Source organism: Mycobacterium sp., from assembly GCF_002863225.1.
GTDB lineage: Bacteria > Actinomycetota > Actinomycetes > Mycobacteriales > Mycobacteriaceae > Mycobacterium.
Genome location: NZ_PKEK01000048.1, coordinates 98,114 through 121,290, shown reverse-complemented (window position 1 = coordinate 121,290; position 23,177 = coordinate 98,114). Strand labels below are relative to the sequence as shown.

General features: G+C 65.9%; 19 protein-coding genes. 8 read left to right on the top strand and 11 right to left on the bottom strand.

The annotated features are described in order from the left end of the window. The first annotated feature begins 102 nt into the window (after positions 1-102). Genes CYU59_RS14930 through CYU59_RS14915 form a run of 4 tightly spaced genes read left to right on the top strand, consistent with a single transcriptional unit; the run spans position 103 to position 7,299 of the window. The gene (locus CYU59_RS14930) at positions 103-1,539 is read left to right on the top strand and encodes a hypothetical protein (protein WP_292990911.1); all 1,437 of its coding nucleotides are present in this window, start codon (positions 103-105) and stop codon (positions 1,537-1,539) included. Next, a complete protein-coding gene (locus CYU59_RS14925; protein ID WP_292990909.1) occupies positions 1,536-2,033 on the top strand; it encodes a hypothetical protein in 498 nt (165 codons plus the stop codon). The genes CYU59_RS14930 and CYU59_RS14925 overlap by 4 nt, the downstream gene beginning before the upstream one ends. Next, complete coding sequence (locus CYU59_RS14920; RefSeq protein WP_292990907.1) at positions 2,030-5,227, top strand: adenylate/guanylate cyclase domain-containing protein; 3,198 nt, start codon at positions 2,030-2,032, stop codon at positions 5,225-5,227. The genes CYU59_RS14925 and CYU59_RS14920 overlap by 4 nt, the downstream gene beginning before the upstream one ends. Beyond that, a complete protein-coding gene (locus CYU59_RS14915) occupies positions 5,224-7,299 on the top strand; it encodes an FAD-dependent oxidoreductase (protein WP_292990905.1) in 2,076 nt (691 codons plus the stop codon). Before CYU59_RS14920 ends, CYU59_RS14915 begins: the two co-directional genes overlap by 4 nt. On the opposite strand, the gene CYU59_RS14910 is transcribed toward CYU59_RS14915, so the two are convergent. From CYU59_RS14910 to CYU59_RS14895, 4 genes are all read right to left on the bottom strand, one after another. Further along, positions 7,287-8,516: a crosslink repair DNA glycosylase YcaQ family protein gene (locus tag CYU59_RS14910; protein WP_292990903.1), complete on the bottom strand. Its 1,230-nt coding sequence runs from the start codon at positions 8,514-8,516 to the stop codon at positions 7,287-7,289. The two genes, CYU59_RS14915 and CYU59_RS14910, sit on opposite strands and share 13 nt — an antisense overlap. Then, entirely contained in the window at positions 8,497-9,189 is a 693-nt protein-coding gene (locus CYU59_RS14905; protein WP_292990901.1) for a cell division protein DivIVA, read from the bottom strand. Before CYU59_RS14905 ends, CYU59_RS14910 begins: the two co-directional genes overlap by 20 nt. 83 nt (positions 9,190-9,272) lie before the next feature. Continuing rightward, complete coding sequence (locus tag CYU59_RS14900) at positions 9,273-9,758, bottom strand: dihydrofolate reductase (RefSeq protein WP_292990899.1); 486 nt, start codon at positions 9,756-9,758, stop codon at positions 9,273-9,275. Then, complete coding sequence (locus tag CYU59_RS14895) at positions 9,755-10,555, bottom strand: thymidylate synthase (RefSeq protein WP_292990897.1); 801 nt, start codon at positions 10,553-10,555, stop codon at positions 9,755-9,757. Before CYU59_RS14895 ends, CYU59_RS14900 begins: the two co-directional genes overlap by 4 nt. Before the next feature lie 153 nt (positions 10,556-10,708). On the opposite strand from CYU59_RS14895, the gene CYU59_RS14890 reads away from it, so the two are divergent. After that, the gene (locus CYU59_RS14890; RefSeq protein WP_292990895.1) at positions 10,709-11,446 is read left to right on the top strand and encodes a dienelactone hydrolase family protein; all 738 of its coding nucleotides are present in this window, start codon (positions 10,709-10,711) and stop codon (positions 11,444-11,446) included. A gap of 17 nt (positions 11,447-11,463) precedes the next feature. Here the strand turns inward: CYU59_RS14890 and CYU59_RS14885 are convergent, their stop codons facing one another. Next, the gene (locus tag CYU59_RS14885; protein WP_292990893.1) at positions 11,464-12,114 is read right to left on the bottom strand and encodes an HD domain-containing protein; all 651 of its coding nucleotides are present in this window, start codon (positions 12,112-12,114) and stop codon (positions 11,464-11,466) included. A gap of 102 nt (positions 12,115-12,216) precedes the next feature. On the opposite strand from CYU59_RS14885, the gene CYU59_RS14880 reads away from it, so the two are divergent. Then, positions 12,217-13,191 (top strand): GlxA family transcriptional regulator, encoded by a 975-nt coding sequence (locus tag CYU59_RS14880; RefSeq protein WP_292990891.1) that lies wholly within the window; start codon positions 12,217-12,219, stop codon positions 13,189-13,191. Between the two features lie 25 nt (positions 13,192-13,216). Beyond that, positions 13,217-14,245, top strand: a complete 1,029-nt coding sequence (locus CYU59_RS14875; protein ID WP_292990889.1) for a TIGR03617 family F420-dependent LLM class oxidoreductase — start codon at positions 13,217-13,219, stop codon at positions 14,243-14,245. Here the strand turns inward: CYU59_RS14875 and CYU59_RS14870 are convergent. From CYU59_RS14870 to CYU59_RS14845, 6 genes are read right to left on the bottom strand one after another with little or no spacing between them, the layout of a single operon-like run. Beyond that, positions 14,220-15,209 carry an aldo/keto reductase gene (locus CYU59_RS14870; RefSeq protein WP_292990887.1) on the bottom strand — a complete coding sequence of 330 codons (990 nt, stop codon included), beginning with the start codon at positions 15,207-15,209 and terminating at the stop codon, positions 14,220-14,222. The genes CYU59_RS14875 and CYU59_RS14870 overlap by 26 nt on opposite strands. Positions 15,210-15,219: 10 nt before the next feature. Next, positions 15,220-16,308: an acyl-CoA dehydrogenase family protein gene (locus CYU59_RS14865; RefSeq protein WP_292990884.1), complete on the bottom strand. Its 1,089-nt coding sequence runs from the start codon at positions 16,306-16,308 to the stop codon at positions 15,220-15,222. Continuing rightward, positions 16,305-17,489, bottom strand: coding sequence for an acyl-CoA dehydrogenase family protein (locus tag CYU59_RS14860; protein WP_292990881.1), 1,185 nt, complete (start codon positions 17,487-17,489; stop codon positions 16,305-16,307). Before CYU59_RS14860 ends, CYU59_RS14865 begins: the two co-directional genes overlap by 4 nt. After that, positions 17,486-18,247, bottom strand: a complete 762-nt coding sequence (locus CYU59_RS14855; protein ID WP_292990878.1) for an SDR family oxidoreductase — start codon at positions 18,245-18,247, stop codon at positions 17,486-17,488. The genes CYU59_RS14860 and CYU59_RS14855 overlap by 4 nt, the downstream gene beginning before the upstream one ends. Further along, complete coding sequence (locus CYU59_RS14850) at positions 18,244-19,062, bottom strand: SDR family NAD(P)-dependent oxidoreductase (protein ID WP_292990876.1); 819 nt, start codon at positions 19,060-19,062, stop codon at positions 18,244-18,246. The genes CYU59_RS14855 and CYU59_RS14850 overlap by 4 nt, the downstream gene beginning before the upstream one ends. Further along, positions 19,059-22,262: a carboxyl transferase domain-containing protein gene (locus tag CYU59_RS14845; RefSeq protein ID WP_292991033.1), complete on the bottom strand. Its 3,204-nt coding sequence runs from the start codon at positions 22,260-22,262 to the stop codon at positions 19,059-19,061. The genes CYU59_RS14850 and CYU59_RS14845 overlap by 4 nt, the downstream gene beginning before the upstream one ends. Before the next feature lie 237 nt (positions 22,263-22,499). On the opposite strand from CYU59_RS14845, the gene CYU59_RS14840 reads away from it, so the two are divergent. Continuing rightward, positions 22,500-23,177: a cupin domain-containing protein gene (locus tag CYU59_RS14840; protein WP_292990874.1), complete on the top strand. Its 678-nt coding sequence runs from the start codon at positions 22,500-22,502 to the stop codon at positions 23,175-23,177.

The window sequence follows — 23,177 nt, the reverse complement described above, 5'->3', positions numbered from 1 at the left end:
GAGTCGGCCGTATTTCGGCAAACAATATTTCATCTGAGTTAACGCTGTAAATCGACGCGTGCGACGGTATGCTACCTGGGCAAACCGGCTCCGGAGGTCTCAATGACTGCTCCCGCTGTCGCAACGGTCAACCAAGCTCTTCTGGCGCTGTACGGCGCTCTCGATCGCGCGGTGACCGGCAACCATGGTGCGGGCGTCGAACAGACCGTCGAGCGGTACCTGCCCGGCAGCACCGGAGCCAACGCCGGCTGGTACGACGAACTACTGGGTTTTCTGCACCACAGTCCCGGCGCGGGCCCGCGCGAGGAAGGTTCCGCGACTGCCCCGGAGTTGAGCGATGCGCTGACCGTGCTTCAGGCACAAAAATCCCCGCCCGACGAAGAGGATGACGCCAATTCGCTGAGCGCCGTGCAACTGTCCCGGATGGTTTATGCCATCGGGGCACTCAGCCAACTCCCGATGTATCAGGGACTCGACGAGTGGGACGCTCAGTTTTCGCGGACACTGCAGGTCGTAAGCCCCCTGTCGCCTTCGAGTGAAAGTAAGTCCGGCACACCCGCGGGCAACGGCCTTCTCGCGCTACTGCGCAGCGCATTCCACGAGCGCGATGACTTTCCCAGCGTCATGCGCTCCGCGGTCCGCCAGAATCTGATTGACGGCAAGGTGGCCACGGTGCCGCTGTGCGACCTCAAATCCAAGTGGGTCCATGGCCACCTGAGTGCGGTATTGACAACGGAATTCGAGAGCTCGGATGTCTCGCTGGTCGATATCAAAAATGTCGTCGATCCGCTGAACTGGCACCGGTGCCTGTCGTTCTTCTGCGCGATGGACCCCAAGCCCACGAGAGCCGACGGCTGGCATAGGGTGCTCGAGCACGTGAGCACAACGTGTCCGATCACCGGCACCCCCCAAATGGTGACGCCGCTGAAATACTGGAAAGGGCCATCCGCCAACCAACCCCCGGTGACGGCGTATCTGAACTACGCACTCGACGACGACCCGGTCCCCGACGGGAAGGGCGACGGCCGAGTGGTGGTCGACGAGGGCTTCATCAGGATGAATGCGACGAGCGAAGACCCCGCATCCCGCGGCGTGAGGGTGCGCACCCGCAAAGTCGTCGCATTCCACAACCTGTCCTGGATCGCCGGGGCGATCTTCGCGTGCTCCATGGGATACGGCTACGAAGGTATGGACATGTTGATCGGCGGCGTCAGCAAGCGGGCCCAGAACACTCAGGGCTGGAAGGATTGGGAACCGTCCGCTGCGCCGCCGCACGACGGATCTCCGGGCCACCCGGGCGAGCCCGATCAGTCGCCTGACCCAAGCCGTCGGGCCGTCGAGGTCGCGATCGAGATGACAAACGAGTGCATCGACCACATGTCCGCCAAGAGCGCAGCCATCGCGGCCAAGCTGGCAGCCGGCCAAGTGCCCATCGAGGAGACCATCGCATACGGCACCGACCTGGCAGTGCGACTGGCCACCGATCCGTGGCGCTACCTCGAGCGGCTACGCAACCCGACCCAGGGGAACGACACATGACCACACCCTCACTCTTCGGACAGTGGGCCGAGCAGGCACGGCGCCTGGTCAATCAAGCGGGCGGCATTGTGCTGCAGGCCAATACGCAAATCAACAATGGAACTTTCAGTACCGAGAAATGGGCCCAGTCGACTCAGCAACTGGTCAACCTGGTCCTGACCGCAGGCCTGGAGATGAACCCGGTCCCATGCCTGCCGCACATCCCCGATGCGCGCGATCTTTCGGACTTCATCAAGATTGATCCCGACAACGAATTCAAGCGGACGTTGTCGATCGCCAAGCCATTTGTCCAAGACGGGGCGCCGGCGTGCATCATCCCCGCCCAGTCGACGTATTTCGTTCCGCCGGTCGTGCGCATTCATGCCACCTCGTTCCGGGTGGGAGTCAACTGGCCGAACCTATCGAGCGGCACCTACCGCGGGCGAGTCCGGCTGACTCAAATAGGCTGCGCAGAGCCGTATTCCGTCGAAAAAGACGTCATAATCGACCTGTGAGCACGCCCGGACCGCCGCGCACGATCGACGAGTTGCTGGACCGTGCCGTAAAAGCCCTCAACGGTGGGGACCGCGCGACCGCGAGCGCACTGGCTCAGCAGGTGCTCGCGGTCGACAGCGGCAACCGCGAGGCCGAAGACCTGCTGGCCACCCCGGCCGCCGGCACCGGCGAGTTACGCCGTCTGACAATTCTTTTCGCTGATGTCGTCGATTCGACCGCGCTGTCCACCCGTGTCGAGCCGGAGATCTACCGCACTGTAATCGGCCGTTACCGCCAGCAAGTCAACGACGCCGTCAACCGCTACGAGGGTCACGTCTTCTCGACCAAAGGCGACGGATTGCTAGCGGTGTTCGGTCACCCCAAAGCGCATGAGAACGACGTGCGAAGGGCAGTGCAAGCCGGTTTGGACATCACCCGCGAAGTGGCGCGGCTCAGCACACACGTTCAGGCGCGATTCGGTTTCGAGATCTCGGTGCGTGCCGGAATCCACCGCGGCCTGGTTTATCTCGATGTCGAACAAGACGATGTCTACGGACTCGGCGCCAACCTGGCATCCCGGGTGTCCGGGCTGGCTCCGCCGAATGGCGTAGTGGTCTCCGGGGCGATCGCACCGATGGCCCGACCCTACTTCGACCTCGAAGCCAGGACGGCTCAGACTGTCAAGGGGATCGCGGAACCAGTCGAGCACTTTCAAGTTGTCGGTGAACGCGTCAACTGGACCCGGATACCGCTCGGCCCACTCGTCGGGCGCGCCGAGGAATTAAGCCACCTGCAATCCAGTTGGGTTGAGGCACAGAGCGGCTCGCTACGCACTCCCGGGGTGGGTTTCATCGGAGAGGCCGGCGTGGGCAAAAGTCGTCTGGCCACCGTGGCGGCCGACATCGCCGAACAGTCGGGCAATCCCGTTCTGGCACTGATTGGCTCCCCGTTTCACAGCGACGTCGGGTTGTATCCGATCCGCGCCCTCCTCGAGCAACGCTGCGGGATCGAGCGAACCACTGAACAGGCCGACCGGTTACGACTGCTGGAGCAGCAGGTGCGCGCCTACGGGATCGAGCCGGAATCCTCAGTCCCGCTATTGGCTCTGGTGTTGGGAGTATCCGCCGACCACGGCTATGAGCCCGTTCACGCCGAGGGCGCCAAGTTGTCCCGTCTGATCGCGAAAGCAATTCAGCGGTATCTCATTGCCATCGTCGCCGAGGGTCCAGCGGTGATCCTCGCCGAAGACGTGCAGTGGTTCGATTCGTCGACACTGGGTGTCGTGAATTCGCTGCTGCGCACGAACACCGGACGGCTGCTCGTCGTGATCACCGCCCGAGAATCCCAATTGCTGCCCAACATCGCTGAGATCAAGACATTCGACCTCGCGCCGCTGACGGTCGCCGAAACCGATGAACTGATCACCGCGCTCGACCCGACCTTGTCCGCCAAGGCGCGCGCCGAAGTGCAGCACCGCTGCGACGGAGTGCCGCTCTACATCGAGGAGATCGTCACCAAACTGCACGAGCAGCCCACTGACGGCGCACGCTGGGCGCGGGTGCCGGACGCGCTCTATGAGCCGCTGTTCGCTCGTCTTCGCGCCAGCGACAAGACTATTCAGGTCGTCGAGGCCGCCGCGACGATTGGCCGAGGGTTCGACGGCGACATCCTCCGTGGCGTCCTGGATATGACCGAATCCGAGTTGCAAGACTCTATTCGCGAACTGCAGATCGCGCGCGTATTTGAGCCGACTGGCGCTGACAGCTGGCGTTTCCGGCACGAGTTGCTCCGCGAGGTTGCCTACGAGCTACCACCGCCCAGCGTGGGCCGCATAATGCACAGCCGGGTGGCCGACGTGCTGGTGCGCGATTCGGAGAATCCCGACTGGCATCTGGTGGCGGTGCACTACGAGCGTGCGGAGCGATTCGACGAGGCAGCGGATGCTTACCGGCAGGCGGCACACGACGCCCGGCGTCGGGGCGGACTCGACGAGGCGCGCGCTCACCTCACCCTCGCCATCGCGCAGATCGAACGCGCGGCACCGGGTCCGGAGCGCGATCGCCGTGAGACGCGCCTGCGCCTGCGGCGCGGCTTCCTCGCATCGGCAGCGGAGGGCACCGCCAGCCCCCAGGCCGCCGTCGACTTCGAGCGGTGCCTGCAACTCGCGAGCGCGGACCTGCGCGAGACTGAGCTTTTCGCGACCCTGACCGCCCTGTGGGCGTACTACTTGCCGCGCGGCGATCTCCGGCGGACACTGCAGCTGTCGCAATCCATGCGCGCCAAATGGTCGAGCCGCCAACACTGGTTCAACCCTGCCAACGATGTGGCCTTCGGCATCGTCGCTTGGTATAGCGGGGATTTCGCCGAATCGCGCGCCATCCTCGAGGAAGCTACCGCAGCGCTGGCAGCCGCGGGCATACCTAACTTCGACACCGCCTGGTTTGTCCCCAACGAGCCGACCGTGTCTGCACAGACGCACCTTTCGTTGGCACGTTGCGTCGAAGGCGACCTGACGGGTTCTGAGGAACTGTTCGCCGACGCCGTGCACCGCGCGGCAAAGCTTGACTTCCCCCAGGGCCCGTTCAGCCATGCCTTCCAGCGCTGCTACGAGATCTGGGTGCGCACCGAGGCCGGCCAGCTCGATCGCGCCGCGGCCTTGGCCGAGGATCTCCGGGCGGAGGCCCAACGGCACGGCTTCGACTACTGGGTCGCGATGGGCACCGCCCAGTTGGCGACGGTCAACGCGCTGGCCGCTCTTTCCGCAGGCACAGTCGACCAATTGGAGATTCACCTCGGGATGCTCGACTTCATTGTTCAAAGCTGGCGCGAGGCGGAAGCGATCCTATTCGTGTCGTTCTATGACGCGGTGCTGGCGCGACTGCTTACCGCCTCTGGGCGGCTCGACGCGGCGCGTGAACGTCTCGATACCGCCCTGCAACTGGGCATGGAAACGGGCCTCAACTTCTACCGGGCTGAGCTGCTGCGCCTGCGTGCCCACACGGCCGCCCAGGTGGACGCCCGCGACTCCGACCTGCAGGCGGCGATTGCGACTGCTCGTGAACAAGGAGCATCGATCTTCGAATTACGATCCGCCATAGATGTTTTCGAATTGCAGGGCGAGTCCGGTCGAGGTGTCCTCACCGATGCGATCAGCCGCTTCCTCGCCGACAGCGGGTGGCCGGAGCTGACTCGAGCACGGGCACTGCTGGGGTGAGCCGGCCCGGAGGCAAGGTCGCCATCATCGGAGGCGGCATGGCTGGACTGAGCACGGCCTGGCGGCTCAGTGAACCCGGATGGCGTGACCGTTTCGACTCCATCACTGTCTATCAGCGTGGCTGGCGGCTCGGCGGGAAAGGCGCATCCAGCCGTGGCCCGAACGGCCGTATCGAAGAACACGGTCTGCATATCTGGCTGGGCTACTACGAGAATGCCTTTGGCATGCTCCGCGAGTGTTATGGCGAAATCGACCGTGCAACAACCGATCCGACCGCACCGATCAAAACGTGGGATCAGGCCCTCATTCCCGGGGACAACCTGGGGCTGGCGGATCGGTTCGGCAACGACTGGCTGATGTGGTTGGGGACGTTCACCCGCAACGACGGCCTGCCGGGGGAACCAGATGCCACCGGGCGCGAGATGACCGTTTTCGAGTTCACCCGTCGGGCGGTGCAACTGGTGCGCGATTTCGCCGAATCTCAGCGCAGTGCAGCGCCTATCGGCTTGGAACTGTCCACGTCAGCCGAACCTGCGCCGGTGTCGCGGTGGGTCGACGCCGTCCAGTGCGCCGCGGCGGCCGCCCTGATGGCACTCGCCGACCCGGACGCGGCCAGGCCGTCGTTGAGCGCGATGATCGACAATGCGGTCGATGCAACCCGCGAGGCGCTCGATTGCGAGCGGCGCCCGGACCACCGGCGGTCTTGGCAACTGCTGTCAATGATGGTCGCGGTAATCCGCGGGATTCTTTCCGACAACCTGGTGACCGATCCCCGCGGCTTCCGAGCGATCAACGACGAGGATTACAACGCATGGCTTCTGCGCCACGGGGCGCATCCCGACGTCCTCGATTTCGCGCTGGTGCGCGGCCTGTACGACTTGGTGTTCGCCTACGAAGATGCCGACCCGCAGCGACCGGCTTTCGGTGCGGGACAGGCGATCTTCTTGACCGCGCTGGCGTTGTTCCAATACAAGGGCGCCATCTTCTGGAAGATGACCGCCGGTATGGGCGACATCGTGGTCGCGCCGCTATACCAAGCGTTGCGGCAACGCGGCGTGGAATTCGAATTCTTCCACCGCCTCGACGCGCTGCACCTCGACGACCACCGGCTGGCGATCGACTCGATCACCATGGGTCGCCAGGTCCACCTCGCCGACGGGCACCAGGCCTACGAGCCGCTGACCAAAGTCCATGGGCTGCCGGTGTTTCCGAGCACTCCCCTGACCGAACAGCTGTCCGGGGAGCAGACGCCCGGTGGTGGCTGGCACGCACTGGAGACCTACTGGTCGGAAGCCAACGATGCCGAGACCCGAATCCTGCGCCGTGGTGTCGATTTCGACCACGTGGTGCTCGCGGTCTCGGTGGGCATGCTGCCGATCGTCGCCGGTGAGTTGATCGAGGACCGCACCGACTGGCAGGAGATGACGTCACGCGTACGCACCGTTGCCACTCACGCGTTTCAGCTCTGGCTTCGCCCGGACGAACCCACGCTGGGCTGGCACGAGCCGGCTGTGACGATCAGCGCCTACCTGCGGCCGTTCGAAACATGGGCTTCGATGCCGCAGACGCTGTGGAGTGAGGATTGGCCGGAACATGACCGCCCGGGCACCGTCGCCTATTTCTGTGGCACGATGAACGCGGCGTGGCCGACGAGCGATTCGGGAGCCGGCTACTTGCAGAGATACGACAATCAGGTACGCGACGACGCTGCCGCGTTCGTCGACCGGAACCTTCGGCCATTCTTCCCGAATGCGTTCGACGACAACGGTTTCGACTGGCATCTGCTCAGCGGCGTCAACGGCGAACGGGGTCGCGCGGCGCTGGACAGCCAACACGTCAGCGTCAACGTCGACCCATCAGACCGCTACGTGCAATCGGTCCCCGGCACCGAGCGGTACCGGCTGCGGCCTGACGAAAGCGGTTACGACAACCTGGTTCTGGCCGGCGACTGGACAGACTGCGCCATGAACGCCGGCTGCATCGAAGCAGCGGTGATGTCGGGGCTGATCGCGGCCAACGCCCTGCTCCGGCGGCACCGCTTCCACCGCATCCGCGGTATCTATCTACCCTGAGCCGACCGCAACGCCGCGGCCAGATCGCCACGGCGGCCGACCGTCACGCCCGCCAGACCCAGCCAGCCTGCCATAGTCTGCAGCTCCGGCGCCAACGCCTCCGCCACCCGCGCAGGCGCCTGACCTTCTTCGACAAAGGCGCCCAGCACGTGCAATGTGTCCGCCGAGCGGTCGGCCTTCAGATCGACCCGTCCGACCAATTCACCGTCGAGCAGGAACGGCCACACGTAATAGCCGTATTGACGCTTGCCGGCCGGCGTATAGATCTCGATGCGGTAGTGGAACCCGAACAATCGCTCTACGCGCGGACGGAAGAAGATCAGCGGGTCGAACGGGCACAGCAGTGCAGTGCCACGGTTCTGCCGTGGAATGGTCTGTCCCACACTGAGATACGCTGGCACCGGCCATCCATCGACATTGACCTGCTCGAGTTCGCCGTCGGCGACCAACTGCGCCACCGCAGGTTTCGATTGGCTCGGAGCCAGCCGGAAATAGTCACGGAGGTCGGGCTCGGTCGCGACCCCGAGCGCGCCGGCGGCCCGGAGCACGAGTTCGCGCACGGCCTCGCTCTCGTCCACCTGGCGGGCCACCACCTCGGCCGGCAAGACCTTTTCGGCCAGGTCGTAGTGCCGGGCGAAACCGACCCGGGTCGCCGTGGTGAGCGTGCCGGCGGCGAACAACGCCTCGGCCACCCACTTGGTGTCGCTGCGACTCCCCCACCAATCTCCCCGGGGGCCGCGGGGCGCGGTGGACAGGTGCGCCTCGATCTGCCCCGCGGTGCTCGGCCCCAATTCGTCGACGGCGGCCACTATTCTGTCGGCGAGCTTCGGATTCGCTTTGACGATGCGAGTTCCCCAGCGGCCGTGCCGGTATTGGCCCATCCGCCAACGCATCAACGGCCAGTCGTCGACGGCCATCAACGCGGCCTCGTGCGCCCAATATTCGACCAGCAACCGCGGCGAACGCGCGCTGTGCGCCCATGCCGCGCGGTCGAGCACGTCGCGATCGTAGGGCCCGAGCCGGCTGAACACCGGCGCGTAGTGGGCCCGCACCGCAACCGACACGGAGTCCAACTGCAGCACCTGAATGCGGGAGATCAGCCGGCGCAGGTGCGCGCGGGTGACTGCCGCTTGCGGTTTGGGTTCGTGAAATCCTTGAGCCGCAACAGCTATCCGTCGAGCTTGTGCAGCGGATAACTCAACGGACCGAGTTGCCACTAGCCACGGCGCCTGACTCCGATGGATTCTTGATTTCCTGATACGCGGATTGCAATGCCGCTGGGACGGCTTCCAGGTCGCGGTAGACGCCCATCAATTGCTCCAAGACCTTCAGCCGTTGCCGACTGGCCTCGTCAACCTCCGCCTTCGCCTGCTCGCGGTAGTGGTCGGCTTCCAGCTTGGCGTCGGCCAGCAATTGCTCGCGTTCTTCTTCGGCATCGGCGCGCATGCTCGCCACTTCGGCCTCGAGCAATTCCTTGGCCTCGACGTACTCGGCTTCCAGCGCTTTCTTCTGCACGGCGAGTTCCGCCAACTCGTCCTTGTGCCTTTGCTGCGTGGCCTGGATCTCAGCTTCGGCGGCCGCGACCAGCGACGCGGCCTCGGATTCCGCCTCGGCCCTCATCTCGGAGACGTCGTCGACCGCCTGACGCAGCATCTTCGCCATCCGCTCCTGCAACGCATGCGGCGAGGATGAGGTGTCCGTCAAGACATCCACTTCCTTGCGCAACGCGTCCGCCTCGTCGCCGGAGTCCTTGAGCCTGGCTCGCAAGCTCTCGACGTCGTTGAGCAGGAACTGTTGTTTGGTGGTCAGCACCTCGATGTGAGCATCGACGGCGGACGGGTTGTAACCCCGGAATGTGCGGGTGAACATCTGCGTGGATTCGGTTGTCAATGCCAATACCCCCTTGTCGAGACGCCACGAAGACCGTTTGTGACTAACCCGACGAGTATGTCAGGCGGACCTTCCGGTGCAGGTCAGGAGCGGTGGTAGGTGTGAAACCGGTAACGCACGCCGGCGCGGCTGGTGTGCCACTCTCCGGCCGTTCCGATCCAGCGCTCGTCGAGCACCGGCGCGACGGCATCCCCGTCGTCCCGGGGCAGGTCGAGATCGATTTCGGTGACCTCGCACCGGGCGGCCTGCGGCAGCGCCAAAGTGTAGATCTGCGCCCCACCGATCACCCAGGTGTCCGGGTCGGCCAGCGCGTCGTCCAGGCGGTGCACAACCGTCGCGCCTTCGGCCACGAAGTCCTGCTGGCGGGTCAGAACGACGTTCTTGCGGCCCGGTAGCGGCCGAAATCTCGGCGGGAGCGAATCCCAGGTCAGGCGGCCCATCACCACGGTGTGGCCGAGGGTGACCTCTTTGAAGCGGATCAGGTCCTCCGGCACCTGCCACGGGATGTCGCCGTCCCGCCCGATGACCCCCGACGTCGACTGCGCCCAGATCAGACCCAGGTCACTCATACAGCGACCGGCGCTTTGATCGCCGGATGCGGGTTGTAGCCCTCGACCACGACGTCGTCGTAGCGGTAGTCGAAGATCGAGTCGCGTTGCGCGAGAAGCAGCTTCGGATAGGGCCGGGCCTCGCGACTGAGCTGCTCGGTGACCTGCTCGACGTGGTTGTCGTAGATGTGGCAGTCGCCGCCGGTCCAGACGAAGTCACCGACATCCAGACCGGCCTGTGCGGCCATCATGTGTGTCAGCAGCGCGTAGCTGGCGATGTTGAAGGGCACGCCGAGAAACAGGTCGGCGCTGCGCTGGTAGAGCTGGCAGCTGAGCCGACCGTCGGCGACGTAGAACTGGAACAGCGCGTGGCATGGGGCCAGCGCCATCTGAGGAATTTCACCGACGTTCCAGGCCGAGACGATGATGCGTCGGGAGTCCGGGTCGTTCTTGAGCAGATCCACAGCCGCGGTGATCTGGTCGACGTGCTCTCCGGACGGTGTCGGCCACGATCTCCACTGCACCCCGTACACCGGGCCGAGATCGCCTGTGTCGCTGGCCCATTCATCCCAGATGGAAACCCCGTGCTCGTGCAACCAGCTCACGTTGGATTCGCCGCGCAAGAACCACAGCAACTCGTAGACCACCGACTTGAGGTGCACCTTCTTGGTGGTGATCAGCGGGAAGCCCTCGGACAGGTCGAACCGCATCTGATGCCCGAACAGGCTGCGGGTGCCGGTGCCGGTGCGGTCGGATTTGGGTGTGCCCTGCTGGAGCACCAGCCGCAGGAGGTCTTCGTACGGGGTGGGAATCGGCACGCCGCTTAGCGTAGCGGCGATCGCAAGCGCTGCGAAGCAGGGCGCGGCGGGTCGACGCCATCAGACCCGCGGCGATCGCAAGCGCTGCGAAGCAGGGCGCGGCGGGTCGACGCCATGGGATGACCTCGAGACGCGGGGAGTAGAACGGAGGGCATGCCGAACACCACCGACACCGTCACCACCGCCGACGGCTCCGTGCCCGTGCGCCTGTTCACCCCCGAAGGCGAGTGCCCCTGGCCCGGCGTCGTCATGATCCCCGACGCCGGCGGCGTCCGGCAGACCTTCGTCGACATGGCCGCAACCCTGGCCGATTCCGGTTATGCGGTGCTGCTGCCCGACGTGTACTACCGGCAGGGCGACTGGGCCCCGTTCGACCTGAAGACCGCGTTCTCCGACGAGAACGAACGCAAGCGATTGTTTTCTTTCATCGGCAGCATCACCGCCGAGAAGTGGGCGTCCGACGCGACCGCCTACTTCGACTACCTCGCGGCCCGGCCCGAAGTCAGCGGCACGAAGTTCGGCATCACCGGCTACTGCATGGGCGGTCGCGCGGCATTGACCGTCGCCGGGCTGGTGCCGGACCGCGTCGCAGCCGCCGCGTCGTATCACGGCGGCGGACTGGTCACCGACGGCGCCGACAGCCCACACCTGCGGGCCGACAAGATCCAGGCGGCCATTTACGTCGGCGGAGCCGAGAACGACGCCTCGTTCACCGACGAGCAGGCCGAGCAGCTGGACAAAGCGCTGACCGCCGCGGGGGTCCAGCACACCATCGAGACCTATGCCGCGGGGCACGGTTACGCGGTACCCGACAACGCCGCTTACGACGCCGACGCCGCCGAGCGGCACTGGACGACGACCCGCGACTTCTTCGGGGCGAATCTCGGTTAGCACCCCGGCGGCTGCTGTTACTCCGGCCAGCTGTTGTGCAGAATCCGGTCGACGAAGTCGACCCGGTCGAACGCGGGATCGAAACGTGCCAGCACGTCGGCGTTCATGGTGCCGAAGGTGGTCAGCGGCCGGTGCTTCATACCGTCGTTGAACGCCGCCAGGATGCGCTGCTTGAACTGCGGGCGCGGGTGGGCGGCCGTCACCGCGGCCAGCGCTTCCGGATCCAACTGCTCGCGCCCCACCCCGATCACGTCGACCTCCACACCGGCCTGCAGTAAGGCGACTTCCGGCGCCAGGAATTCGGGCACGCCAGGAGTGGTGTGCAGCGCGATGCCGAGCCACACCGTCGCGGCGCCGGCTTCGTCAAAGCCGTGCGAGGTCAAGAAGTCTCGGGCCGCGTTCGCGCCGTCGACCTCGAAGCGGACACTGGACGAGCGATAGCGTTCGGTCAGGCCCAGGTCGTGGAACATCGCTGCGGTGTACAGCAATTCGAGATCGGGCCGCAGCCCGCGTCGCAGTCCTTGCAGAGCACCGAAGAAGTACACCCGCCGGGAATGGTTGAACAGCAACTCATCTTCGACGTCGCGAACGAGCTCGGTGACTTCGCGCGCCAACGCGCTGTCGGGCACGCGGATACCCGCGACGGTGTCGATGGACTCAACGGCCATGATCGTTCCTTTCGTCTGGTGGACTCATTGTGGGACGGCCTGTGGTCAGCGCGCCCTAGTCCTGACAGCCGTCTTTCCCACGAATTGCGACACAATGAGTCGGTGGCTGAATCCGAAGCGCAGTCGCGCGTGGTGGTCATCGTCGTGTTCGACGACGTGACGATGCTCGATGTGGCTGGAGCGGGTGAGGTCTTCGCCGAAGCCAATCGATTCGGCGCTGACTATCGGCTGGTGTTCGCATCGGTCGGTGGTCGTGACGTCACCACATCGATTGGGACGCGATTGGGCGTCACATCAGCAATCGGGTCGATCGAGGCGGCCGACACCGTGATGGTGACCGGCAGCGACAACCTGCCGCGACGGCCCATCGATCCGGAGCTCGTCGAGGCGGTCACAGCCATCGCCGGAAGAACTCGACGGCTTGCCTCGATCTGCACCGGATCGTTCATCCTGGCCCAGGCCGGGCTTCTCGATGGCCGGCGCGCCACCACCCACTGGCATGACGTCCCCTTGTTCGCGCGGGCGTTCCCCGACGTGACGGTCGAACCGGACGCGATCTTTGTCCGCGACGGTGACGTCTACACCTCGGCCGGGATCTCAGCGGGCATCGACCTGGCCCTGGCGATGGTCGAGATGGACTACGGCGTCGAACTGGTCCGCTCCGTCGCCCGGTGGTTGGTCGTCTATCTCAAGCGAGCGGGTGGCCAGTCGCAATTCTCGGTACTGGTCGAGTCCGCCGTCCCGCCGCAGTCCCCGCTGCGCAAAGTGACCGATGCCATCTCAGCCTCTCCCGCGGCCGACCACAGCGTGAACAGTCTTGCCGCACTGGCGTCACTGAGTACGCGGCAACTGACTCGGTTGTTTCAGTCCGAGCTCGGGACGACACCGGCCCGCTACGTCGAAACCGTGCGCATCGACGCCGCGCGTGCCGCGCTCGATGCCGGCCACAGCGTCGCCGACACCGCGCGGGTGGCGGGATTCGGCAGCACCGAGAGTCTTCGGCGGGTGTTCGTCGACCAACTCGGCGTCTCGCCAAAGGCTTATCGCGAAAGATTCCGCACCGCGGCACGCGGCTGAGCGAGAGCGCGCATACTGATCCGCCATGCACGTCGATGCGATGACGGTCCCGCAGCCGCTCGGTGAGATCGGTGACCTGGCCAGGCGAACCCAGGCCGTCGGCTTCTCCGGATTGCTGTTCACCGAGACGGGCCGCACCGCCTACCTGAATGCCGCGGTCGCCTCCCAGGCCGCACCGGGTCTCGAACTGTCGACCGGGGTCGCGGTGGCGTTTCCCCGAAGCCCCTTCGTCACCGCGGCCGCTGCGTGGGAAATCCAGGAGGCGACGGGCGGCAACTTCCGGCTCGGCCTGGGCACGCAGGTGCGCACCCACGTCGTTCGGCGCTACGGCGCGGAATTCGAGCGGCCGGGTCCGCGGCTACGTGACTACCTGCTGTCGGTCAAGGCGTGCTTCGCGGCATTTCGGTCCGGCAATCTCGACCACCACGGCGAGTTCTACGACCTGGACTTCATCACCCCGCAGTGGAGTGCGGGCCCGATCGATGCGCCCGACCCCAAAGTCGACATCGCCGCGGTGAACCCGTGGATGCTGCGGATGGCCGGCGAGGTAGCCGACGGGGTGCACGTCCATCCGATCGGAGAGCCCGGCTACATCGCCCGTCACGTGATGCCGAAAGTCGCGGAGGGAGCGCATAATCAGGGCCGGTCACCGTCGGACATCGCCGTCATCGTCCCGGTCATGACGATTGTCGGAGACACCGACGAGGAGCGCGACACGCAACGCGAATCGGTTCGCGCCAGCATGGCCTTCTACGGCAGCACCCCCAACTACGCATTCATCTGGGACGAAGCCGGGTTCGATGGCACCACCGCCCGGATCCGGGAAAAACAGAAAGCCGGCGATTTCGCCGGGATGGCCGCCCAGGTCAGCGATGATCACATCGCCGTATTCGCCACTGAGTCGACGTGGGATACATTGGCCGACAAGCTGATCGAGAAATACGCCGGGACGGCAACCCGGCTGGTGCTCTACAACGCCGTCGGCGATCCCGACCGCTTCGAGCGTTACGGCGAGATCGCCCGTCAGGTCAGCGCCCGATCAGTTTCTGCATGAACTCCGGATAGCGCGCACCCTGTACCTCGATGCCTGCCGAGGCAGCGTCGATCTCGCGGAGATCGTCGTCGCTCAGCTCGATATCGGCCGATCCGAGGTTCTCCTCCAGACGCTCCAGGCGCCGCGTGCCGGGGATCGGCGCGATCCAGGGTTGCTGAGCAAGCAGCCAGGCCAGCGCGATCTGCCCGGGCGTCGCGCCCTTGCGGTCGGCGATCGTCTGCAGCAGATCGACGACGGCGCGATTGGCTTCGCGGGCGTCACTGGCGAAACGCGGAATGCTGTTTCGGATGTCGGCGCTGTCGAATTGTGTGCTCTCGCTGATGCTTCCGGTGAGAAAGCCCCTGCCGAGCGGGCTGTAGGGAACGAAGCCGATGCCCAGTTCGGACAGCGTCGACAGCACGCCGGTCTCCGGGCTCTCCGGCTCACGCCACCACAACGAATACTCGCTCTGCAACGCCGTCACGGGCTGCACGGCGTGGGCCCGACGAATGTTCTGCGCGGACGCCTCCGACAACCCGAAGTGCTTCACCTTTCCGCTGTCGATCAACTCCCTGACCGTCCCGGCGACTTCCTCAATCGGGACATCGGGGTCGACTCGGTGCTGGTAGAGCAGGTCGATCGTCTCCACTCCCAGTCGACGCAAGGAGTTTTCGGTCACCTCTCTGATGTGCTCGGGCCGGCTGTTCAGCCCGGCGATATTGCCGTCGGCTCCGAAGGCGAAACCGAACTTGGTCGCGATCACCACCTGACCGACAAACGGAGCCAGCGCCTCGCCGACCAGTTCTTCGTTGTCTCCGTAGGCTTCTGCGGTGTCGAAGAACGTGACACCACGCTCCACCGCGCCGCGCAGCACCGCGATCATGTCGGCCCTGGATCCTGATGGGCCGAAGCCGCGACTCATTCCCATGCAGCCCAAGCCAATGGCCGAAACCTCGAGATTGCCGCCCAAAATACGCGTGTCCATGCCTTATCCCCTACGACGCCGGAAGATCCACCAACCCGGCCAACCGGGCGCGGTGGCGATACGCGGTGCCGAACGCCAACTGATCGCTCTTGGCCCGCTTCAGATACAGATGCGCGGGATACTCCCACGTCATGCCCAGGCCACCGTGCAATTGGACGCACTCCTCGGCGGCGTGCACGGCGGTGCCGCTGCAATAGGCCTGCGCGACCGCCGCAGCGATCGCCGCGTCGCCATCCTCACGAGCGCAGGTGTCGGCGGCGTAGCGGGCCGCCGCTGTGGCCGAGTTGACCTCGATCCACAGATCCGCGAGCCGATGCTTGATGGCCTGATACGAGCCGATCGCCCGGCCGAATTGCTTGCGCTGCTTGGCATAGGCCAACGTGGTCTCGAAGCACCACGTCGCGATGCCCAGTTGCTCCGAAGCAAGCAGCGCCGCACCAGTTTCCAACGCGGCGGAAATCGCCGCCTCAGCCGATCCCGCGCCGACACGTGTCGAGGCGGCGTCGGTGAACTCGACATCGGCGAGTGGTCTCGTCATGTCCAGGCTCAGGACCGGTGTCACCCTCACCCCTGCCGCATCGCGGGCGACGGTGTGCAACTCCACGCCGTCGGGTCCGGCGACCGGAACCAGCAGCAAGTCGGCCTCGAGGGCGCCGGCGACGCTGGCGACTCGGCCGGTGATGCCCGGGCTCACCCCGGTGATCGCGTCACCTGGCGTGGCGGACAGCGGCACCGCCAACGCGGCGGTGAGCGCGCCTGCTGCAAGGTCTTTGACCGTCGCGGTGTCCCCCGACTGAAGCAGCGCCACCGTGGCCACCACCGCGCTGGTCAGGTACGGCACCGGCGCGACGGCGCGGCCGATCTCCTCCATCACCACGGCGGCTTCGCGGGCCGTAGCGCCCGCTCCGCCCAGGTCCTCGGGAACCAGGAGCCCGGCCAGGCCGAGGTCGGCTGTCAGTGTCCGCCAGACGCCGGAAAAGTCCTGTGGTGCAGCGTCGTACAACGATGTGATGGCCTCGGATGGACACCGGTCGGCGAATAGCCGCCGAACGCTGTCCCGTAACGCCTCTTCGGTGTCGGAGTACAGCAGATCGCTCATCGTTCCAAATCCTTGTAAGCCACGTCCTTGTCGACCCGGTGTTCCGGCGGAAGACCGAGAATGCGCTCGGCGATCGTGTTGCGCAGGATCTCCGAGGTACCACCTTCGATCGAGTTGCCTTTAGCGCGTAGGTAGCGGTATCCGGGTTCGCGCCCGATGAAGTCGACCGCGTCGGGTTGCCGCATCGTCCAATCGTCGTACCGCAACCCCTCCTCCGGGTGCAGTTCGATCTCGAACCCCGAAACCGCCTGCGCCAGCCGGGCAAACGTCACCTTCATCCCGGCGCCCTCGGGACCGGGCTGTCCGACTGCCAGTCGCTGACGCAGCCGCAGCCCGGTCAGGCGAGTGACTTCGGCGTCCACCCACAGCCGCATCAGCTCGTCGTGCATCGCGGCGTTACGCAATTCCGGTTCAGCGCGCCAGGATTCGGTGACCTTGCCGATGATCCCGCTTTCCCGAGTTCCGCCGGCCATCGAGCCGATCGCCACCCGCTCGTTGTTCAGCGTCGTGGTGGCGACCTTCCAGCCGCCGCCCTCGGCACCCAGGCGATTGGCGTCAGGCACGCGCACATCGGTGAGGAACACCTCGTTGAACTCGGCCTCGCCGGTGATCTGTCGCAGCGGCCGCACATCCACACCCGGATCGGTCATGTCCAGCACGAAGTACGTCAGGCCTTGGTGTTTCGGAACGGTCGGATCGGTCCGCGCCACCAGGATCGCCCGCTGCGCGTTCTGCGCGCTCGACGTCCAGACCTTCTGCCCGTTGACAATCCAGCCGTCACCGTCGCGCACCGCACGAGTCGCCACCCCGGCCAGATCGGACCCGGCACCCGGCTCGCTGAACAGTTGACAGTAGATGTGTTCGCCGGTGAACAACGGCCGCAAGAAGTTTCGGCGCTGCTCTTCGGTGCCGAACGCGGCGATGGTCGGCGCGGCCATCCCCATCCCGATGCCGTTGCGCGCCCCGCCGCCACCAGGTGGCGCACCCGCGGTGGCCAGTTCTTCTTCGACCTCTGGCTGAAAATTGCGCGACAGGTCCAGGCCACCCGAGCCGACGGGAAAATGCACCCAGGCCAGTCCGGCGTCGAAGCGCGCGCCGAGGAATTCGTGCGGGTCGGTGCCTTGGGGGTCATGTTGCTCGAGCAGCGCCCGCACCCGGGCCCGCACATCCGCGGCGCTCATCGGAAGCCCGCCGGATCGCCGAGTAACCGGCCGCCGTCCAGCACCAGGGTCTCGCCGGTGATCCAGCTCGACTCATCGGAGACCAGGAATGCCACCGCCGCCGCCACGTCGGGTGGTTCACCGATGCGTCCCAGCGCCGTACCTTCCGACACCAGATCCTCGTGGTCTTTCCACAGCGCCTCGGCCAGCTTGGTCCGAACCACACCCGGGGCGATCGCGTTCACTCTCACCTTTGGTGAAAGTTCCAGTGCCAGTTGCTTTGTCACGTGGATCAATGCGGCCTTGGTCGCGTTGTACATGCCCATGTTCGGCGCCTGGTGCAGGCCTCCGATCGAGGCGGTGTTGACGATCGCGCCGCCGTGTTCACGCATCCAGGCCTTGGCGGCCAGCGAGGTCCACAGCAGCGGAGCCCACAGGTTCACGTCGAAGGTCTTCGAGAAGCGGGCATGGTCCTGGTCGATCAGTGGACCGTAAGCCGGGTTGGTGCCGGCGTTGTTGACCAGAATGTCGATGCTGCCGAACCGGTCGAGCGTCAGGTCGACGCAGTGCCGGGCGGCGTCCTCGTCGACCGCGTGAGCGGCCACGCCGATCGTGTTGCCACCGACCTGCTCGGCCGCGGCGTCGGCACTCTCCTGTTTGCGGGACGTCAGCACGACGTTCGCGCCGCTGAGCGCCAGCCGTTGCGCGACGGCCAGCCCTATCCCGCGCGAGCCGCCGGTGATGATCGCGGTGCGGCCGTTGAAGTTTGGTGTGGTCATGGCGCCTCCATCAGGCTGTGTTGGTAACGACGCATGCCGCGCAGCCAGCGGTCGTAGTCGGCTCCCTTGTGCCGGTACATCTCCAGCACGGCGGGGTGCGGCAGAATCAGGAAGTGCTCGTCGTCGACCGCGGCGAGCACGATCTCGGCGACGTCCGCCGGCTCGATCACCTCACCCGCGGAGGTGACGGCGCGAGTCGCGAGCCGGCCCAGTGGGTCGTCGGACTCCTCCGGTGAGTAGAGCAATTTGGTGTTGACGCCCATCGGGCACAGACAGCTGACCCGCACGCCCTGGTCGCCGAACGTGATGTTCAGCCACTCGGCGAAACCGACCGCAGCATGCTTGGTCACCGAGTAGGTGGCCGAGCCGAGTTGGGTGAGCAGCCCGGCGGCCGAGGCGGTGCTGATGAAATAGCCCCCACCGCGTTCGATCCACTCCGGTACCAACAGTTGAGCAGCGCGGATATGGGCGCGTAGGTTCACGTCCAGAGACTGATCCCACTGCGCCTCGGTCACCTCGAGGCCGGACACCCCGGTGATGCCGGCGTTCGCGAAATACAGATCGACGGGTCCGAAGGCTTTGTCCGCCAATGCGATCAGCTGCTGGATGTGTGCGCTGTCGGAGACGTCGCCACCGGAGGCGACGGCCACGCCGGGCCGCTCGGCGTTGATGCCGTCGACCACCGCCTGCGCCGCGGCGCCATCCAGGTCGGCGACAACCACCCGGGCATCCTGCTGCGCCAGCTTTGCCGCCAGCGCCGCACCGATACCGTTGCCGCCGCCGGTGACGATGGCGACCTTGTCGGCAACTTTCACGAGCGACTCCCTTCTTCTCTACACAGCAGTCTGACAATCCATCCCCGGGTATCGGCCGGGTCGATCACGTCGTCGAGTTCGAACGTCGTCGCCGAGGTCAGCGCCTTCCCATGTTGGTACGCGGCCTCGACCAGCTTGTCGAACAGTTCTTGTCGTTCGGTCGGATCCTCGACGGCGGCCAGTTCCTTGCTGAACCCCAGCCGGACCGCACCCTCGAGACCCATGCCGCCGATCTCGCCGGTCGGCCAGGCGACGGTAAACAGCGGGGCGTGAAAAGACCCCCCCGCCATCGCCATTGCGCCCAGCCCATAGCCTTTGCGCAGGATCACCATGCCGAACGGCACGGTCAATCGGGCGCCGACGACGAACAGCTTGCTGAAGCGCCGCACCGTGGCGTCGGCCTCGGCGTCCGGGCCGACCATGAAGCCGGGCGTGTCGCACAGCGAGATGACCGGCAGCCCAGCCGATTCGCACAGCGTCAGGAAATCGGCCAACTTGTCGGCGGCCTCGGCATCGATGGCACCACCGAGGTGGTGGCTGCTGTTGGCGACCAAACCGAACGGCACGCCTTCGACCCGTACCAGCGCGGTGACCATGCCGACGCCGTAGTCGGCGCTTAACTCCAGAATTGACCCGATGTCGGCCACCGCCTCGACGGCGTGGTGGACGTCGTAGGCCCGTAACCGGTTCTCCGGCACTACATGTCGGGCCCGCAACGGATCAGGCGCCTCCCAATCACCCTGTCGGCCTTGAAAATACGACAGGTACTGCTTGGCCAGCGCAACGGCATGTGCCTCGTCACTGGCGGCCAGCCCGACGACACCGTTGCGCCGCTGCACATCGATCGGCCCGATGTCTTCCGGCCGGTACCGTCCGAGCCCCCCACCTTCGATCATCGCGGGGCCGCCCATACCGATGTTCGCGTCCGGCGTTGCGATGATCACGTCGCACGTGCCGGCGAGCGCGGCGTTGCCCGCGAAGCAGCGACCGGAGACGATCGAGATTAGCGGCACCTGGCCGCTCAACCCGCCGAGCGCACGAAAGGTCGGCACGTCGAGGCCCGCGATGGTCGCGACGTCGGTGTCCCCGGGGCGCCCTCCGCCGCCCTCGGCGAACAGCACAACGGGCAGCCTCTTGCGCGCGGCCAGCTCGAAGACCCGATCGGTCTTGGCGTGATTGCGCATCCCCTGCGTACCGGCGAGGACGGTGTAGTCGTACGACAGCACGGCCACCTCAGCACCGCTGATCGTCGCGACCCCGGCGACCAGGCCGTCGGCCGGGGTGTTGGTGATCAGGTCTTCCTCCGAGCGTCGGCTGCGCTGTGCGGCTACTGCCAGCGCGCCGTATTCGACGAAGCTTCCCGGGTCGACGAGGTCGGCGATGTTCTCCCGGGCGCTGCGCCGATTCTGGTTGTGCCGCTTGGTGATCGCGGCCGACCGACCCTCGTCGAGGGTGAGCAGGTGGCGGCGACGCACCTCGTCGAGATCGGCACGCTCTCGGACCAGGTCCAACGCGGCGACGTGGTCGGCCCCGCCGCCGTCCCCGGTCCGGGTGAATACCACCAGCGGGTCACCGGTACCGACCACCTGACCGGGCGTAGCCAGAATCCGACCCGCCCGCAACGCGTCCGGAGCGACCAGCACATGGTGCATCTTCATGGCTTCCACAACCGCCAGCTGTCCACCCGCGGCCAGTTCGGTCCCTTCGGCCACGATTTCGATCACCGTGCCGGCCAGCTGCGCGCGCAGCACTTCCTCACCGGGATACAGCTCCGGTGTCGTAGGCCGGAGCTCGTGGTTCCAGGTCTGCACGCCACCCACGAGGGCGGAAAGGTTGTCGTCGACGAAGCCAGTGGTGACCGCGCCAGCGTGGATTTCACTGTGCGACAGAATCTCTCGGAGAAAGCTGATGTTGGTTCGGATGCCTTCGACACCGAATTCATCGAGGGCGGTCTGCGCCTTGCGCAGCGCGGCGGAGAACGAGGATCCGCGCACTCGGGTGATCACCTTGGCCAGCAACGAGTCATATCGCGGGCTGGGAGTCAGCCCGGTACGACCGAAAGTGTCCACCCGCACGCCGGGTCCGCTCGGCGGCGAGAACGCCCCGAGGGTGCCCGCCGCCGGCGTCACCGTCCCGTCGGCGTCCATCGTCTCCATGTTGACCCGGGTCTGAATCGCGATACCGCGCACCGCGGCCAGCGCGCCGACCACGTCGTCGCCGTCGGCCGTCACCCCGGCCGGCAACCTCAGCTGATGAAAAGGCGCACCCTGGGCGATCCGAAGCTGTGCGGCCACCAGGTCGACGCCGGTGACCTCTTCGGTCACCGTGTGCTCCACCTGGATCCTCGGGTTGACTTCGAGGAAGACGAAATGTTCACCGGTGACCAGGAATTCGACCGTGGCGATGCCGCGGTAGTGGGCCCGCGCGCACAGCCGGACCGCGGCTCGGTGCAGATCGCGCCGCAGAGTCGGTGAAAGGCCCTGTGCCGGTGCGATTTCGATCAGCTTCTGATGACGTCGCTGAATGCTGCAATCGCGGTCGCCCAGTGCCAGGGCGCGGCCAGGGGTGGCGACGACCTGGACCTCGACGTGACGGGCGTCGGCGAGATGCGCTTCGGCGAACAACCCCGGGTCGCCGAAACCGAGTTCGGCCTCTGCCGCGCACTGGCGGTAGGCGTCGTCGATCTGCTCGATGTTGTGGACGATCCGCATGCCGCGACCGCCGCCACCGGACAGCGCCTTGATCACGATCGGGCCGCCCTGTGTGGCCGCGAACGCATGGACATCGCCGACGCTGCTCGGCCCGTCGGTGGCGGCCAGCACCGGTACCCCGGCCGCGGCCGCCGCCTGCCGGGCCGAAGACTTGTTGCCGAACAACTCCAGCGCGGCGGCGTCCGGTCCGACGAAGGTCAACCCCGCGCTCTGGCAGGCCCGGGCAAACTCGGACTGCTCGCTGAGGAACCCGTAGCCGGGATGCACCAGTTCCGCGCCGGACGTCTTGGCGGCTGCCAGGATCGCAGCGTGGTCCAGGTAGGCGGCCGGTCCCGCGCCCGGCAGCGCGATGGCCTGGTCGGCCGCATGCACATGCGGACTGTCGGCGTCGTCCTCGGCGTAGACGGCAACCGTGCCGATTTCCATTTCGGTTGCGGTGCGGATGATTCGGAGCGCGATCTCACCGCGGTTGGCGATCAGCAGACGCATCGACTGCGGTCCCTGTTCGGATCGGCTCTGATCAAATTCGGCATCCATCCCGATCACATCATGCCGCTGCCGCTATTGCACCGGGATTGGCCCCCATGTACGGCAGGAACGAGCACTTCGTGGCCGGGTGCCGACCCCCGTCTTCGCGACACCGCCGTCCCACCTCGACCCGGAGTGGCGCAACCTGAACGAGGCTGACCGGTGGCCCGGGTCTGTTCGCTGGGGTAATTTCAGCGGATGTCGATCAACCGTCGCAAAGTCCTTGGCGGAGCCGGCCTGGCCGGCGCGGCCGCCGCGGCCGGCGTGGGTGTCGATCACCTGGTCGCCGGTCACCACACCGACAGTGACGTGTCGCTGGCCGACGATGCGGCACGCTTCGGCGACCCACGCTTGCCTGCCGAGACCATCACCTCGCATTCGCACCTGTTCCACCTCGGCGCCTCACCGGTCAGCAGCTTCGACGGCGGGCACTTCCAGCAGGCGGATGAAGAGAGCTTCCCGATCCTCAAAGGTCAAGCGGCCAGTATCGTCTCGCTGACCTTGCAGCCCGGCGGAATTCGTGAGCCGCACTGGCATCCCAGCGCCTGGGAGATCAACATCGTCACCAAAGGTGTTGCCAGCTGGTCCCTCGTCGACGGCAACGGCAATCACGAGCACTTCGACCAGCAGGTCGGCGACGTGGTCTTCGCGCCCCAGGGCTCCTTCCACTACTTCGAGAACCGCGGTTCGGACGACATGAAGATCGTGATCGTGCAGAACACCAGCGCGCCGGAGGCCAAAGACAACATCGGCCTCGGCGAGTCGATCAGCAAACTGCCGCCCCGGGTGCTGTCGGCGCTCTTCGGCGTTCCCGAGAAGACTTTCGAGTCCTTCAAGAAGTTCGACAAAGCGATCCTGATCCTGAAACGGCAGTAG